Here is a 15,411-nt window from a genome sequence, read left to right as displayed (position 1 = left end):
GCGCCGCGGTGGAGACACCGCGGAGCAAGGCCTCGGCCAACGAGCAGTTACACGTCGCGACCCCAGGGGCTGCGCGTCCGCGGCCCGACTCGATGCACTGGTTGCAGCGCCCTGTGATCGCCGGCCTCCTGCTCCTGGTCGTGTACGCCGGCTTGTCGCTGACGCTCAACGATCCCCGCGGCACGCTCGGGACCGACACGGGCGGGAAGCTCGCGACGCTTCACATGATGGAACGCCATGGTGGTCTCGATCCGGCGGTCGGGTACTGGGCCGAGCGAGAAAACCCGGCAGGCGTGCTCCATCCGCTCTACTACACGTTCCGCACCGGCGGGAAGTGGGTGAATGTCACAACCTTGCCGATGCTGTACGCCGCATATCCGTTGTACCGGATCGGGGGAGACCGTGCCATCCTGCTCCTGCCGATGCTGGGTGCGGTGTTCAGCGCCTTCGCGGCGCGTGCCCTGGCGCGTCGGCTCGGCGCCGGGAGTGGGTGGACGGCGTTCTGGGTGATCGGCCTCGCCAGCCCAGTTGCGATCTACGCGCTCGATTTCTGGGAGCATTCGCTCGGTCTTGCGCTCATGCTCTGGGGTGTCGTGCTGCTCTTCGACATTACCGAGGCGCGTGCGGGCTGCTGGGGAGCTTTGGCCGCCGGAGCGTTGTTCGGCGCCGCCGCGACGATGCGGACCGAAGCCCTCGTGTACCTGGGCGTCGGCACAGCCGTCGCGTGCGCGACCGTTGCGATGCGTCGTCGCTCGATAGCCCGGAGTACCGCGCTTGGGTTCGCGATCGTGGGAGGTGCCGCGGTCATACTCCTCCTGAACCAGATCCTCGAGCACGTGACGATTGGTACCGGGCTCCGCTCGAACCGAGTGACCGGCACGGCTCGAGCAGCAGCGGGGGCACTGGCCACGCGAGGCCGCGAGGCACTGACGACCCTCATTGGCCTCGACGGCTTCGCCACTCCGCTCGACTGGATCATCGGTGGGCTGGTGGTACTGCTCGTGGCGTACGGAGCGTGGCGGCTGCTGAACAGCAACGAGCGCGTCGACCTGGTCGGGATTGCTGCACTTGCCGTCGCGGGCGCATTCGTGCTGCTGCGCGCCCGTGCCGGGCTCGGCTTCGTTCCGGGCGTGCTGACCGCGTCACCGTTCGCCGCGGCCGGTGTCGCGCTCGGATGGCGACGACGCAGCGGATTTCCGATGGTCGTCGCGTGCGCGGCACTTCCTCTCGTGTGGGCATTTCAGTACTCAGGAGGCGCGGCGCCTCAATGGGGAGGCCGCTACGAGCTCTTGTCAGGTGCGTTGTTGGCCGTTGTGGCGACGGTGGTGGTCGCTCGGAGCCGTTTCGCCTTCGCGGCGCTCGTCGCCATGTCGGTGCTGGTCACTGCATTTGGGCTCGGCTGGCTCTCCGAGAGGTCGCATGCGGTCGCCGACGGGATCGAGACGTTGGTCGACCGGCACGACCAGGCGGTGATCTCGCTCGAGGGACATCTCCTCCGGGAAGGCGGCGCCTTCTACGAGCCCAACCGGCATTGGCTCACGGCAGTGTCGGACGAGCAACTGCGCCGGGCCGCTCGCATCGTCGAGGGTGCGGGTGACCGTGAGGTGGCCGTGGTTGCGCCGACCGGGCGGAAACTGCCGGGCCGCCTCGGTCGGTTCTCACGGGTCGACACCCAACCGCTCGAGATACGCCGGATCCTGCGGCTCCAGGTCGTGACCTACCGCGATTTGACCTCACCCTGAAGGCCTTGGCCGTCGATGAATCAGGGGTGAGCCGACCCGCACGCATCGCGCTCTATCTCGGGACGGCGGTCTGCGTCGCCGGTCTGAGCAAGGCGCACGCGGTCGCGCATGCGTACTCGTGGTCCGGTTCGTCGCGGTTCGCGTGGTCGCTCGGGTATGTGCTTCTCCTGTCGATCACCGCGTACGGGTTCGGTCTTCCCGAGCAGGCGCGCACGCGTCGGGCCGCGCTGGTCGCGGCCGTGGGCACGACCGTGACGGCGGCGATCACGGTATCGGTGGTCCAGCTGTTCGCGGGAGACGCGCTGCTCCCTCGGTTCGTCGTGCTCGGTAGTGCCGTGATTCTCGTTCCCTGGTACGTGCTGTGTTCCTTTCTCGCTCGCGACGCGCACACACGCGCGAGCGCGCGCGATCGGGTCGTCGTGGTGGCGGAGCCCGACGAGGTCAGTACCCTCGAAGCCGAGCTCGAGCGCGCGCCCGAGCGCGCGGCGGTGCTCCTGGGATGCCTGCCCGTCGGTGCGGCGGCGTCGACGAGCATGCCGCCGCGGCGGCCGTTGTTGGAGGCTGCGCGCGCCGAGGACGCGACGGTCGTCGTGCTCAGTCGAGCTGCGCAGGCCGACGACGACATCGTCACCCAGGCATCGATCCTCCACGAAGACGGGGTGCGCATCCGCACGCTGTCGTTGTTCTACGAGCAGTGGCTCGGCAAGCTCCCGATCGGCGAGCTCGAACGCGTTTCGCTTCTCTTCGACATCGGCGAGCTGCACGCGGCGCGCTACGCACGGGTGAAGCGTCTGCTCGACGTCGCGCTCGCGACCCTGGGGCTCGTGGCACTCGCGGTTCTCACGCCGATCGTGCTCGTCGGTGATCTCATCGCCAACCGTGGGCCATTGCTCTTCCGGCAACCGCGGACGGGACGCAACGCGACGACCTTCGAGATCCTGAAATTTCGGACGATGCGGTGCGTGCCCGACGAGCAGGCCAGCAACTGGACCGCGGAGGACGACGCGCGTGTGACGCCGTTCGGTCGTGTCCTGCGCCGAACGCACCTCGACGAGCTCCCGCAGATCGTCAACGTGCTGCGCGGCGAATTGTCGGTTGTCGGCCCGCGGCCGGAGCAACCGCAGCTCGTGAGCGAGCTTGCCGACAAGCTTCCCTTCTACCGGCTCCGCCATCTTGTGCGGCCGGGTCTCACCGGCTGGGCCCAGGTGAAGTTGGGATACGCAGGGAGCGAGGAAGAGACGCTCGAGAAGCTCCAGTACGAGTTCTATTACCTCCGGCGCCAGAGCCTGAGTCTCGACCTGCGCATCGTCGGGCGCACGCTTCGGTCGGTCATCGGCAGGGAGGGGCGATGACCGCGTCGTTCGTCACCGTTGTCGTTCCGGCGCGCGACGAGGAGCGCTCGATCGTCGACTGCCTGGCGTCGATCCTCGGGCAGGACTATCCGCACCATCTCCTCGAAGTCATCGTCGTGGTCGACGGCATGAGCGCCGATGCCACCGACGTCCGCGCGAAGGAGTTCCTCGATCGGTCCGACTTCGCGCGCACCGAGGTTGTGCGGAGTCCTCACGGCGGCACGCCCGGAAACCTGAACGCGGGACTCTCGCTGGCTCGTGGCGAGGTGCTGTGCCGGGTCGACGCGCGCAGTCGGATCCCTCGTGGTTACGTGCGCCGGTGTGTGTCGATTCTCGAGCGGTCCGACGTGATCGTCGCCGGCGGCGCACAGGTCGCGGTGCCGCCCGACGAGAGCGTCGTCGCGAGAGGTATCGCCCGCGCACTCAACAATCGCTACGCGATGGGATGGTCGCGCTATCGAAGGGGGGCGCGGAGCGGTGAGAGTGACACCGTCTATCTCGGCGCCTTCCGGACCGCCGACCTTCGCTCGCTGGGATCGTGGGCACCGCGCTTCGCCACCAACCAGGACTTCGACCTCAACCGCAGGTTGGCGAAGCACGGCATGGTGTGGTTCGACGCGGAGATCCCGGTCGAGTACGTACCGCGCGTATCGCTGGCCGGGCTGTTCCGTCAATACCTGCGATTCGGGCGATCGAAGGTGCAGTACTGGCGACACGCGCACGATCGGCCGCGGCCTCGACAAGCTGTGCTCATGGTCGGCGCGCCGATCCTCGCAGTGGGCGGTCTCACGGCGCTGGCTGTCGTCCCCCGGCGCCTGGGCGTGGCCGCAGTCGCGGTGGCGGCGGCGTTTCTCGTCGAGGAAGTCGGCACGAGCGGGCCGTCGGGTGGGCCGCGCGTTCGGACGTGCGCAGTGGCCGCGATGGGCGCGGTCGCGGCCGGCTGGCTCGTGGGCGCCTGGACGGAAGCGGTGCGGCCGCGTCGCAGTGGTCGATGAGATGAAGACCCGGACCGCCGCGCGCCCGACGCGGTTCCCCGCGCTTCTCGTCAGCAGGGTCGTGGAGCAGTGCGCACTGGGTGGTGTGTCGCTGCTCCTCGCGGCGCGGCTCGGCACGCTCGCCTTCGCGCCCATCGGTGTGCTGTTCGTCGTCAACTCGGCGGCAGTGACCCTGTCGGACTTCGGGGTCGGGCTTGCCGCGCTGCGTTGCCCGGTTCAGCTGCACGTGGCAACGGCGGTTCGGCGCCGCATGCGATTGCTGAACGGGGTCGTGCTCGTCGTCGGGGTGCTCGTCGGATCGGCAGTTGCGGGTGACACGGGATTGCTGATCGCCGCGAGCGCGGCGATCTGGTGGAGCTCTTCGGAAGCGTTCGTGGAGAAGGCGTCGGCGATCAATCGGGGGAGAGGGGCGCGTGCAGCGAGCGCGGAATTGGTCGGCTCCGTCTGCTTCGCCGGCTTGGCCGTGGCGTTTGCACACGGCTCGCTCGCCTTGGCCGTCATCGGCGGCGGGCTCGTCACCAAGCACGTGCTCGAGGCACTAATCGCGCGGAGCCATGAAGATGTGTTTGCTCGCGATGGCGTTGCCGGCGAGATCGGCGCGCTGTGGGTCACGCAGGCACTCGCGTTCGCCATCGCCAACGTCGACTATCTCCTCGTCGCCATCATGCTCGGGCCCAGCGCATTCTCCGTCTACTCGATTGCATATCGATTGGCCGTCGGCGTACCGGCGACGGTGGCCTACGTGGCTTCGCGAACGGCGGTCGCGGAACTGGCAAGTGTTGACGACGCCGCCGCGCGGGAGCTGCGCTACGGGCGCTATGTCAGGCCGCTGTTCGTGCTCGGCGCCGCGGCGGGGCTCGCCGTGGCCGTGTGCGCCCCGGTGCTCGCCAACCTGCTCGGGCAGCAGTGGGCCCAGGTGGGACCTACCGCGGCCGTGCTCGCCATCGCGCTGCCGTGGCGGATGATCGCCGGTCAGGCGGGCGCGCTCGCGATCACCGGAGGGAACACACGTCGGCTCGTGGGCTGGGAGCTGGAGCGGCTGCTCGGATTCAGCGTCGCCTACTCGATCGCAGCCTGGTTCGGCTTCTCGGCATTCGTCGCCAGCGTGAGCATCGCGTGGATCGTGGGTATCACGTTGCTGCGCCGAACCGCGGAGCGAACCGACGGTATCGCTGCACCGACATGGCTCGAACGGGCCGCCGTCCTTGCGTGTGTACTTGCCGTCGCCGCGACGGCACTCTGGCAGGTGCTCGCATGAGAGACGACGTGGCGGTCGTGTTCGTCAACTACCGATGCCGCGAGATGATCGAACCGCGCGCGGCGCGCCTGCTGGCGAAAGGCGTACCGGTCTTGGTCGCGGACAACAGTGGCGAATTCCACGCGCCACACGTCCCGAGTGTTCCGACCGGAGGCAACGTCGGCTTCGGCGCTGCCTGCAACAGTGCAGTCGCCGCGCTGCCGTCGACCGTCCGAACCGTCTGCCTGCACAATCCCGACGTTGACATCGAGCCCGAGGCGATTGTCAGCCTCGCCGAGCTCGTGACGCCCGGTACCGGTGCGCTCGCGCCCGCCATCTCCACCGGTCGCTTCATCCGTGAGCGCGGCTTTCACTACCCGTCGCCCGCGCGGGAGGCATACCTGTCGCGTCGGTCTGTCCGTCGGGGGCCACGAAACAACGCGTTGGGTTCTGAGGGCATGGCTCGAAGAGTTCGCGGGCATGGCCGTCGATTCGGCACCGCGGCGCTGCTGCTCGTCGCACGCGACGCCTTTGCCGCGATTGGCGGCTTCGACGAGCGCTACTTCCTGTATGCAGAGGATCTGGACTTGTGGCATCGCCTCGGGGCCGCGGGCTACTCCAACGCTTTCGCACCCGATGTGGTCGCGGCCCACGCGGGCGCAGCGGGAAGCGAGATGGACGGCGGAACCCGGGAGTTGCTCCGATGGCTGGGCGTCGAGCTGTTCGCCGAGACCCATCTGGCATGCGGATGGCGCGTCTTTCGAACGGTCCACCGTCCCCTTCTCCGACGGGTCGCGGCACTCCCGTCTCTCGTCTCGATCGTGCGCCGGGCGTGGGGCGACGGAGCACCGCCTTCGGTCGTCGCGCGCGCGGCGCGAGGGACGCTGCTCGAGCGCGCGTACTGAGGGTTGAGCGAGGCTCATGCCTTGCGTGCAATGAGCGCGAGGCGGCCACCCTCGCCGATGCGGTTCAGCCGGCGCGTCTCTCGTGCGAAGCGTCGTAACTCCTTGGGAGAAAAGTAGGTGCGAGGGTCGGCACCGACGTATGCGACGCCGCGCCGGTATAGCTCGCTGCCCCAGAGCTGGAAGCTCTCGCCATCGCGCCAGCTTCGTTCGACGCGGAACCCGACGTCGCCGAGCAGTCGTGTGAGGCCCTGTTCACTCGGCACGACGAGGTGCCGCGGCGCGTCGAGCTCGATCCAGTGCACGCCGTACCGTCTCCAACACTCGGAGGAGACCGTGGGCATTCGGACGACGAGCGCACCGTCGTGAGCGAGGAGGCCGTGCGCCGCGCGAAGCGTCGCACGCGGATCGTCGTGATGCTCCAGGGAATGATGAAACATCACGATGTCGAACGTTCCGGTGACCGACGTTAACTCGTCGCGCACGATGGGTGATCCGAGCGCGGTTCGATCGGCGGTGGCGTAGGGATCCACCACGGTGGAGTCGCCTTCGAGTCCCGCTGACCGAAGCTCGTCGACGAGCCGACCGTCGCCGCCGCCGACGTCGAGGATCCGACTGTCGCGGTGCACGCCGCCCCGCGCCAGTGCGCGGTAGCGCCCCGGTGCCAGCGGTGCCAGGTGCCGGCCTCCGGCCCGGAACAGCAACGCGCGCAAGGCGAACCGCCGACCAACTGAGAGCTCGGGCTTCGTCCCGTAGCTGTAGTACCCGGCCGGGTAATACTCCGAGAGGTCGTCGGGAACGCTGCGGAGGCTCAGGCTCTCGCAGCCTGCACACTCGTCGTAGACGAACGTGCCGCCCATGCCGAACATCCGCTCGGTCGCGACATGCGCGCGCGCCGACCGCGTCGAGTCGCAGATTCGGCAGGGCCTCAAGTGATGTCGAGCATCCGCTGGAGCGCGACTCGCGCCCACTCGGCGGTGTGCTCGTCGACCGTGATCTGATTCACGACCTCACCCGCGACGAGCGACTCGAGCACCCACGCGAGATGCGGCCCGTCGATGCGGAACATCGTGGAGCACGGGCAGATCAAAGGATCGAGCGATACCACCGTGAGGTCCGGATGCTCGGCGGCCATGCGCTGCACCATGTGGATCTCGGTACCGACGCCGATCACCGAGCCCGGTTCAGCCGCTTCGACCCAGGCGAGGATCCGCTCCGTGGAGCCGACGCGGTCGGCCAGCTCGACGAGGTCGTGCGCGCACTCGGGGTGCACGATCACCTCGCCATTCGGGTACTCGGCCCGGAACGCCTCGACGTGTTCGGGCCGGAAGCGCTGGTGCACCGAGCAGTGGCCCTTCCAGAGCAGGAGGGACGACTCCTTGAGATCGCGCTCCTCGAGCCCACCGAGCTCGAAGCGCGGGTTCCAGACCCGCATCGCGTCCTCGGCGTAGCCCATGTCGTAGGCGGTGTTGCGACCGAGGTGCTGGTCGGGGAAGAACAGCACCTTGATGTCCCCGGGGATGCCTTTCGCGAGCGCCCACTCGAGGATCGCCCGCGCGTTCGACGACGTGCACACCGCTCCGCCGTGCTCACCGACGAACGCCTTGAGCGCCGCGGACGAGTTCATGTAGGTGACGGGCACCACCTTGCTCACGTCGGTGACCGACGCGAGGCCCTCCCAGCACTCCTCGACCTGGTCGATGTCGGCCATGTCCGCCATGGAGCACCCTGCGTTGAGGTCGGGGAGGATGACCCGCTGGTGCGGGCCGGTGAGCACGTCCGCGGATTCGGCCATGAAGTGGACGCCGCAGAAGACGATGTCGGTGGCCTGGTGGCTGTCCGCCGCGAACCGCGCCAGCTTGAACGAGTCGCCACGGGCATCCGCCCACTTGATGACCTCGTCGCGTTGGTAGTGGTGACCGAGGATCAGGAGGTGCTCACCCAACTCGGATTTCGCGGCGGCGATCCAGCCGTCGAGCTCGTCCGGGGACGCGAGGGTGTAGCGGTCCGGCAATGGGGCCTGCATTCGCAACATGTGGATTCCCCCGAGGGGTATGGGCTCCGGTGTTGGCCGGCGGGGACAGCCTGGTCGCCCTCCGCGGGGTTGTCGGCCCCGGAGCTTGATATGTCGCCGGAATTCCAGGCCGGCCTATCTACTGTACGCCGCTCGGCGCGTGTCCTGCGACAATGGGACCCGTGGAACGGCCGGAACCGTCGACGATCCCGGAAACACCGGGGTCCTATCAGTTCAAGGACGAGCGCGGGCGCGTGCTCTACGTCGGGAAGGCCAAGAGTCTTCGGAGCCGGGTGATGTCGTACTTCGGTACCGGCCTCATGGAGCGCACGCGGCAGATGGTGGCCGCCGCCGACGCCGTCGAGTGGATCCAGGTGCGCAACGAGGTCGAGGCGCTGTTCCTCGAGTTCAACCTCATCCAGAAGCACCACCCCCGCTTCAACATCCGGTACAACGACGACAAGTCGTACCCGTACCTCGCGGTCACCCTCGACGAAGAGTGGCCCCGTGCAATGGTGCTCCGCGGTGCGAAGCGCAAGGGCGTCCGCTACTTCGGGCCGTACGCACACGCCTACGCGATCCGGGAGACCCTCGACCTGCTCCTCCGCACGTTCCCGATCCGCACGTGCACGAAGGGCAAGTTCGACCGGTACCAGCGCCTCGGCCGGCCCTGCCTCTACGCGCACATCGAGAAGTGCGCGGCGCCCTGCGTCGGCGCGGTCACCCACGAGGAGTACGAGGGGCTGGTGCGCGAACTGCTCCAGTTCCTCGACGGCGACAGCTCTCCGATCCTCGACCGACTCGACAAGCAGATGCACGAGTCGAGCGACGCGCTCGAGTTCGAGCGAGCGGCACGCGTGCGCGACCAGATCGTGTCGGTGCGCAAGGCCATCGAGCGCCAGACGATGGTCGACGCCAAAGAAGAGGACTACGACGCCATCGGCGTGGTCGACGACATGCTCGAAGCCTCGGTGCAGGTGTTCCTCGTGCGGAAGGGACGGGTGGTCGGCCGTAAGGGACTCGTCGTCGACAAGGTCGAGGATCTCAGCCAGCCGGAGTTGATCGGCCGCCTGCTGGAGCAGCTCTACGGTGGCGCCGACCCGGCCGACATCCCCCCCGAGGTCCTCGTCCCCGTAGAGCCCGACGACCTGGCGCTGTACGAGCAGTTCCTCACGGAAGCGCGCCGTGCGAAGGTACGGATCCGCGTCCCGAAGCGCGGCGCGAAGCGCGAACTGCTGCAGACCGTCACGCAGAATGCCGAAGAGGCGTTCCTGCACCACAAGCTGCGCCGTGCGTCCGACCATAACGCCCGTGCACGCACGCTCCTCGCGCTCCAGGACGCCCTGCACCTGCCCGAGGCACCGCTGCGCATCGAGTGCTTCGACGTGTCAAACCTCCAAGGCAGCGAGATCGTGGCGTCGATGGTCGTGATGGAAGACGGTCTGGCGAAGCGTTCCGACTACCGGCGGTTCAAGATCCGCCACCTTTCCGGCCAGGACGACTTCGCCGCCATGGAGGAAGCGCTCAGCCGGCGTTTCCGCCGCTACCTGGCCGAGCGCGACGAAGGCGCGCGTGCGGGCAAGCGGTTCGCGTACCCACCGAACCTGCTGCTGGTCGACGGAGGGAAGGGGCAGCTCGGGGTCGCGGTCCGCGTGCTCGAGGATCTCGGCCTGGAAGACATCTGCGTGGCGTCGCTCGCGAAACGCTTCGAAGAGGTGTACCTGCCGGGTGAGCCGGAGCCGGTGCGCATCCCGCGCGACTCGGAGGCGCTCTACCTGCTCCAGCAGATCCGAGACGAGGCACACCGGTTCGCGATCACGTACCACCGCCAACTCCGCGACAAGAAGATGACGAAGTCGGTGCTCGACGACGTACCTGGCCTCGGCCCGGTGCGGCGGGCACGGTTGCTGAGAGAGTTCGGGTCCGTGAAGAAGCTGCGCGAGCTCACCGATGACGAGCTCGTCGCGATCCCGTGGCTCCCCGAGCCGGTGGCGCGCGCGGTACACGAACATCTGCACGGTGGCTTTCGGTGAAGAAGCAGCTCGACGTCACGGTGATCACGGGGATGTCGGGCGCGGGGCGGTCGGCCGCGGGTGACGTGCTCGAAGACCTCGGCTTCTTCGTCATCGACAACCTGCCGCCGGCACTCATCGCCAACGTGCGTGAGCTTGCGCGCGGGCAAGAGGAACTCCAGCGGCTCGCGCTTGTCGTCGACGTGCGTTCGGGTGAGTTCGTCGCCGATCTCGAGGCCGCGCTCGCCAAGGTGCGCAAGCGCGGCGCACGGACGCGCGTGCTCTTCCTCGACGCGTCCGACGACGTGCTCGTGCGGCGCTACGTTTCGACTCGACGGAAGCATCCGCTCGCCGCCGAAGAGCGCGTGTCGGATGGCATCGCGCAGGAACGCCGGCTCCTGGAAGACCTGAAGGGTCAGGCCGACATCGTCGTCGACACATCGGACTTCAACGTGCACGAGCTGCGCGACCGGCTGCGCGAGTTGTTCGCCGACTCCACGAACACCGGCGACTTGCTCCAAACGAGTGTCGTGTCGTTCGGGTACAAGCATGGACTTCCCGTCGACGTCGACCTCGTGTTCGACTGCCGATTCCTGCCGAACCCGCACTGGGTCGACGAGCTACGGCCGCTTCCCGGCACGGACCCGAAGGTGCGCGAGTACGTGTTGCAGGCACCCGAGGCTCGCGAGTTCCTCGGCGAGCTCGAGCGCATGATGCGGCTGCTCCTGCCCGCGTACGTGCGGGAGGGGAAGTCCTACGTGTCGATCGGAATCGGCTGCACCGGTGGGCGGCACCGCAGCGTCGTGATCGCGGCGGAGTTTGCCGACGTGCTCGAGCAGTTGGGCTTCCCGGCGACCGTCCATCACCGGGACCTCGATCGTGACTGACACCACAACCAACTCGGGGGGTCCTGCGGTGGTCGCGCTCGGAGGCGGGCACGGACTCGCGGCCGCGCTCCGCGGCATCCGCGAGTACGCGTCGTCGATCACCGCGATCGTGAGCGTGGCCGACGACGGCGGTTCGTCGGGACGTCTGCGCCGCGACTTGGGCGTGCTTCCGCCGGGCGACCTTCGTCGGTGCCTCGTGGCCCTCGCGGACGACGAGCTCTGGTCGAACGCGTTCGAGCACCGCTTCGCCGCCGGTGAGCTCGACGGTCACGCGCTCGGCAATCTCGTCCTCGTCGGCCTCACCGACACCACCGGCGATTTCACCGCCGCGCTCGACGCGGCCGGCCGGCTGCTGCGCACCGTGGGCCGGGTTCTGCCGGCCACCACGGAACCCGTCGTGCTGAAGGCCGAGGTCGGCGGCCACGAGGTCGAGGGGCAGGTTGCGGTACAGAACAGCAGCAACATCCGTCGGGTCGAGCTCGTGCCCGCCGACGCGGCGGCACCGGTCGACGCCGTGAGCGCGATCGCCCGTGCCGATCAGGTGGTGCTCGCGCCCGGCTCGCTGTACACCAGCCTGCTGCCCGTGCTCTGCGTCGACGACCTGCGTCGCGCGATCGCGGCTACGCCGGCGCGGGTCGTCCAGGTGGCCAACCTGCGGCCGCAGCTCCCGGAGACCGCCGGTCTCGACGGTACCGACCACTTACGCGCCGTCCTCGACCACGGCGCGCGGGTGGACACCTTCCTGTACGCGCAGGACGGCGCGCTTGCGGTGTCGACCGAGGCGGTGCGGTCGCTCGGTGTCGAGCCGATTGGCGCCCGAGTGGCGCGGCCCCATGGCCTCGCCCACGGCCCGCGACAGTTGGCGCAGGCGCTGCACGCTCTGCTGTAGTCGGTTGGAACCCAAGGGAGGACCAATGGCGGTTCGTGTCGGGATCAATGGCTTCGGGCGGATCGGACGCTCGTTTTACCGGGCGCTGCTCGACCGCCGAGCGGACGCCAACGTCGACCTCGTCGCGGTCAACGACCCGTTCGGTGACAGCGAGACCATGGCGTTCCTCCTGAAGCACGACTCGATCGGCGGGAACCTCGCTCAAGAAGTCGCCGTCACCGGCACCGGCTTCGTCGTCGGCGGTCACGAAGTCCGCAAACTCGAGTACGACGATCCCACCAAGATCCCGTGGGCCGAGCACGGCGTGGACGTTGTCATCGAGTCGGCGCGCCATTTCACAGCGCGGGACAAAGCCGCAGGCCACCTCAGGGGTGGCGCGAAGCGCGTGATCGTCACCGCGCCGAGCGGTGACGCCGACGCGACGATCTGCATGGGCGTGAACGACGCCGTGTTCGACCCCTCGAAAGACGTCGTGATCTCGAACGCGTCGTGCACCACGAACTGTCTCGCACCGCTGGCCAAGGTTCTGAACGACAAGTTCGGGATCGAGCAGGGGCTCATGACGACGGTCCACGCCTACACGAGCGACCAGTCGTTGGTCGACCTCGCCAGCCCGAGCGGAGGCGGCAAGCCCGACCTGCGCCGCATGCGCGCCGCGGGTCTCTCGATCATCCCGAGCAGCACCGGCGCCGCGCGCGCGATCGGGCTCGTGCTCCCGGAGCTCAAGGGGCGGCTCGACGGCACGGCACTCCGTGTACCCACGCCCACCGGCTCGATCACCGACCTCTCCGCGAACCTCGCCGAGGAAGCATCGGTCGATGCGGTGAATGCCGCGTTCGAGGAAGCGGCCAACGACAAGTCGTACCGTGGCGTGCTCGAGTACACCGAGGAGCAGCTCGTGTCGGCCGACATCGTCGGCAACCCTGCGTCGTGCATCTTCTCCGCGGTCGACACTATGGCGAACGGTCGCATGGTGAAGGTGCTCGGTTGGTACGACAACGAGTGGGGATACTCGAACCGACTCGTCGATCTCGTCGCCTTCGTCGGCGAGTGACCGTCGACCTCCCGCGCCTCGAAGACCTCACGATCGAGCGGGGGACGCGGGTGCTGGTGCGCGTCGATTTCAACGTTCCGTTGACCGACGGTCAGATCGACGACGATCTGCGCATCGCCACCGCACTCCCGACCATCGAGTGGCTACGTGACCGGCATGCGGTGGTGGTGACATGCGGTCACCTCGGCCGGCCGGGCGGCAAACCCGACCCGCGCCTTTCGCTGGCACCGGTCGCGGCGCGGCTCGGCGAGCTGCTGCGGTGTGAGGTGCTGCTCGCGCCCGGGGTGACCGGCCCGCGCGTCGAGCCGTTGGTGGCGTCGTCGGCGGCGGGTGACGTCGTCATGCTCGAGAACCTGCGCTTCGATCCCGGCGAGACTGCGTGCGACCCCGCGTTCTGCACCAACCTCGCCGGGCTCGCCGATGTGTACGTGAACGAGGCGTTCGGGGCCTCGCACCGGGAGCATGCGTCGATCGTGGGGCCGCCCCGTGTGTTGCCGCACGCAGGAGGTCGTCTGCTTGTCCGCGAAGTGGAGGTCCTGTCGGGCCTGCTGGACGGCGCAAAGCACCCCTTCGTAGTGGTGCTCGGTGGAGCCAAGGTAGGTGACAAGCTCGGCGTGATCGACGCGTTGCTCGACCGCTGCGACACCGTTCTCGTCGGCGGCGCGATGGCGTTCACGTTCCTGCTCGCGCAGGGGAAGCGGTTCGGTGACTCACTCGTTGAACCGCAGTTCGTCGACGAGTGTCGTCGGGTGCTCGACACCGGACGCGTGCGGATCCCCGTCGACATCGTGATCGCCCGCGACGCGAGCGCCGATGCCGAAATCCGCATCGTCCCTGCCGGCGCGATCCCGGATGGGTGGAAAGGCCTCGACATCGGGCCCGAGACCGCGGCGATCTACTCCGACGAGCTGGCCGGCGCGGCCACGGTGCTCTGGAACGGACCGATGGGAGTGTTCGAGGTGGCCCCGTTCGCGGCGGGGACGCGCGCGGTTGCCGAGGCGGTCGCCGCGACGCGCGGCTTCACCGTGGTCGGCGGCGGGGACAGCGCAGCCGCGATTCGTCAGATGGGCCTCGCCGACAAGATCGATCACGTGAGCACGGGGGGTGGCGCGTCGATCGAGTTCATCGAGCACGGCGATCTGCCGGGGCTTGCCGCGCTGCGGGAGAAGGAACGCGACTGATGGGCCAGTCATCGACGGTCGGACGCATGCCGGTGATTGCCGGCAACTGGAAGATGCACCACGACCACCTCGTCGCGATCCAGGTTGTGCAGAAGCTCTCCTACCGGCTCGACAAAGCCGACTACGAGGCGAACGAGGTAGTGGTGTGCGCGCCGTTCACGGACCTCCGCACGCTCCAGACGTTGATCGACAGCGACCGCTTGTCGATCCGGCTCGGCGCGCAGAACTGCCACTGGGAGAACGAGGGCGCGTTCACGGGTGAGGTGAGCCCCGTGATGCTGGCCAAGCTCAACGTGCGGTACGTGATCGTCGGACACTCCGAGCGACGACAGCTATTCGGGGAGACCGACGAGGTGGTCAACCGGAAACTGCGCGCGGTGATGAAGCACGGGATGACGCCGATCGTCTGTGTCGGCGAGACGCTCGACGAGCGAGAAGCCGGCGCGACCTCGGAGCGCGTGAGCTCGCAGGCGCGTGCCGCGTTCGCCGGGGTGAAGGCCGCGGAGGCCGCCGAGTGCGTCGTCGCGTACGAGCCGATCTGGGCGATCGGGACAGGTCGCAACGCAACGCCCGACGACGCGAACGAGACCTGTGGCGTGGTCCGTGGCGCGCTCCGCGATCTCTACGGGGACACGACTGCACAGGCCGTCCGCATCCAGTACGGGGGGAGCGTGAAGCCCGGCAACGCCGCCGATCTGATGGCCATGCCAGAGATCGACGGGGCGCTGGTGGGCGGCGCCTCCCTCGACCCCGACGACTTCGCGCGCATCGTGCAGTACCGCCGCTGACAGCAGGCCCGAGCGTCGGCGCCGCAGGTATCCTGCGGGCGCAGCGAGGGGTGGCCCAGCGGCCCGGTGCGCAGCACCGTGAGCGGGAATGTGGGTGCGTGGGGGGTACACTGGTTGCTCCCGAGTAGGCCGAAAACCGGAGAAACGGGACACGATGCTCAATACGCTCCTGGTCGTCATCGACGTCGCCGTCGCACTGATGCTGATCTTCCTGATCCTGCTGCACTCAGGCCGTGGCGGGGGCCTCTCGGACATGTTCGGAGGCGGCTCGCTGGGCGGCTCCATGGCGGGCTCCACGGTGGTAGAGCGGAACCTCGACCGGTTGACGGTGATTGCCTGCACGATCTTCCTGTTCACG

The 15,411-nt window shown here is 68.4% G+C and carries 14 protein-coding genes; 12 read left to right on the top strand and 2 right to left on the bottom strand.

Annotated elements, in window-relative coordinates; genetic code table 11:
- The first annotated feature begins 8 nt into the window (after window positions 1-8).
- Genes WD271_01730 through WD271_01710 form a run of 5 tightly spaced genes read left to right on the top strand, consistent with a single transcriptional unit; the run spans window position 9 to window position 6,231 of the window.
- On the top strand, window positions 9-1,742 hold the full coding sequence (locus tag WD271_01730) for a hypothetical protein (protein MEX1006547.1): 1,734 nt from the start codon (window positions 9-11) through the stop codon (window positions 1,740-1,742).
- A gap of 26 nt (window positions 1,743-1,768) precedes the next feature.
- Window positions 1,769-3,094 carry a sugar transferase gene (locus WD271_01725; protein ID MEX1006546.1) on the top strand — a complete coding sequence of 442 codons (1,326 nt, stop codon included), beginning with the start codon at window positions 1,769-1,771 and terminating at the stop codon, window positions 3,092-3,094.
- Complete coding sequence (locus WD271_01720) at window positions 3,091-4,089, top strand: glycosyltransferase (protein MEX1006545.1); 999 nt, start codon at window positions 3,091-3,093, stop codon at window positions 4,087-4,089. Before WD271_01725 ends, WD271_01720 begins: the two co-directional genes overlap by 4 nt.
- A gap of 1 nt (window position 4,090) precedes the next feature.
- Window positions 4,091-5,347 (top strand): oligosaccharide flippase family protein, encoded by a 1,257-nt coding sequence (locus WD271_01715; protein ID MEX1006544.1) that lies wholly within the window; start codon window positions 4,091-4,093, stop codon window positions 5,345-5,347.
- Window positions 5,344-6,231, top strand: a complete 888-nt coding sequence (locus tag WD271_01710) for a glycosyltransferase (protein MEX1006543.1) — start codon at window positions 5,344-5,346, stop codon at window positions 6,229-6,231. Before WD271_01715 ends, WD271_01710 begins: the two co-directional genes overlap by 4 nt.
- A 14-nt stretch (window positions 6,232-6,245) precedes the next feature.
- Here WD271_01710 and WD271_01705 read toward each other — a convergent pair whose 3' ends face one another.
- Together WD271_01705 and nadA are read right to left on the bottom strand one after the other, a co-directional pair.
- Window positions 6,246-7,088, bottom strand: a complete 843-nt coding sequence (locus tag WD271_01705; protein MEX1006542.1) for a class I SAM-dependent methyltransferase — start codon at window positions 7,086-7,088, stop codon at window positions 6,246-6,248.
- A gap of 68 nt (window positions 7,089-7,156) precedes the next feature.
- Entirely contained in the window at window positions 7,157-8,263 is a 1,107-nt protein-coding gene (nadA, locus tag WD271_01700; protein MEX1006541.1) for a quinolinate synthase NadA, read from the bottom strand.
- Window positions 8,264-8,415: 152 nt separating this feature from the next.
- On the opposite strand from nadA, the gene uvrC reads away from it, so the two are divergent.
- The 7 genes from uvrC to secG all read left to right on the top strand — a co-directional run.
- Window positions 8,416-10,275 carry an excinuclease ABC subunit UvrC gene (uvrC, locus tag WD271_01695; GenBank protein ID MEX1006540.1) on the top strand — a complete coding sequence of 620 codons (1,860 nt, stop codon included), beginning with the start codon at window positions 8,416-8,418 and terminating at the stop codon, window positions 10,273-10,275.
- Window positions 10,272-11,141 carry an RNase adapter RapZ gene (gene rapZ, locus WD271_01690; GenBank protein MEX1006539.1) on the top strand — a complete coding sequence of 290 codons (870 nt, stop codon included), beginning with the start codon at window positions 10,272-10,274 and terminating at the stop codon, window positions 11,139-11,141. Before uvrC ends, rapZ begins: the two co-directional genes overlap by 4 nt.
- On the top strand, window positions 11,134-12,030 hold the full coding sequence (locus WD271_01685) for a gluconeogenesis factor YvcK family protein (GenBank protein MEX1006538.1): 897 nt from the start codon (window positions 11,134-11,136) through the stop codon (window positions 12,028-12,030). Before rapZ ends, WD271_01685 begins: the two co-directional genes overlap by 8 nt.
- A gap of 25 nt (window positions 12,031-12,055) precedes the next feature.
- Complete coding sequence (gene gap, locus WD271_01680; protein MEX1006537.1) at window positions 12,056-13,084, top strand: type I glyceraldehyde-3-phosphate dehydrogenase; 1,029 nt, start codon at window positions 12,056-12,058, stop codon at window positions 13,082-13,084.
- Window positions 13,081-14,265, top strand: coding sequence for a phosphoglycerate kinase (locus WD271_01675; GenBank protein MEX1006536.1), 1,185 nt, complete (start codon window positions 13,081-13,083; stop codon window positions 14,263-14,265). The genes gap and WD271_01675 overlap by 4 nt, the downstream gene beginning before the upstream one ends.
- On the top strand, window positions 14,265-15,053 hold the full coding sequence (tpiA, locus tag WD271_01670) for a triose-phosphate isomerase (protein ID MEX1006535.1): 789 nt from the start codon (window positions 14,265-14,267) through the stop codon (window positions 15,051-15,053). The genes WD271_01675 and tpiA overlap by 1 nt, the downstream gene beginning before the upstream one ends.
- A gap of 154 nt (window positions 15,054-15,207) precedes the next feature.
- On the top strand, window positions 15,208-15,411 hold a 204-nt coding region (gene secG, locus WD271_01665; protein MEX1006534.1), incomplete at its 3' end, for a preprotein translocase subunit SecG.

This window comes from Acidimicrobiia bacterium (assembly GCA_040880805.1).
Classification (GTDB): Bacteria; Actinomycetota; Acidimicrobiia; order IMCC26256; family DASPTH01; genus DASPTH01.
The sequence above is the reverse complement of the archived record's forward strand: the minus strand, read 5'-3'. Positions and strand labels throughout refer to the sequence as shown.

Coding starts and splice junctions, on each gene's coding strand:
- WD271_01710 (MEX1006543.1), top strand. CDS start 5,344: ATGAGAGACGACGTGGCGGTCGTGTTCGTCAACTACCGATGCCGCGAG.
- tpiA (MEX1006535.1), top strand. CDS start 14,265: ATGGGCCAGTCATCGACGGTCGGACGCATGCCGGTGATTGCCGGCAAC.
- gap (MEX1006537.1), top strand. CDS start 12,056: ATGGCGGTTCGTGTCGGGATCAATGGCTTCGGGCGGATCGGACGCTCG.
- nadA (MEX1006541.1), bottom strand. CDS start 8,263: ATGTTGCGAATGCAGGCCCCATTGCCGGACCGCTACACCCTCGCGTCC.
- WD271_01715 (MEX1006544.1), top strand. CDS start 4,091: ATGAAGACCCGGACCGCCGCGCGCCCGACGCGGTTCCCCGCGCTTCTC.
- WD271_01720 (MEX1006545.1), top strand. CDS start 3,091: ATGACCGCGTCGTTCGTCACCGTTGTCGTTCCGGCGCGCGACGAGGAG.
- uvrC (MEX1006540.1), top strand. CDS start 8,416: ATGGGACCCGTGGAACGGCCGGAACCGTCGACGATCCCGGAAACACCG.
- WD271_01705 (MEX1006542.1), bottom strand. CDS start 7,088: ATGGGCGGCACGTTCGTCTACGACGAGTGTGCAGGCTGCGAGAGCCTG.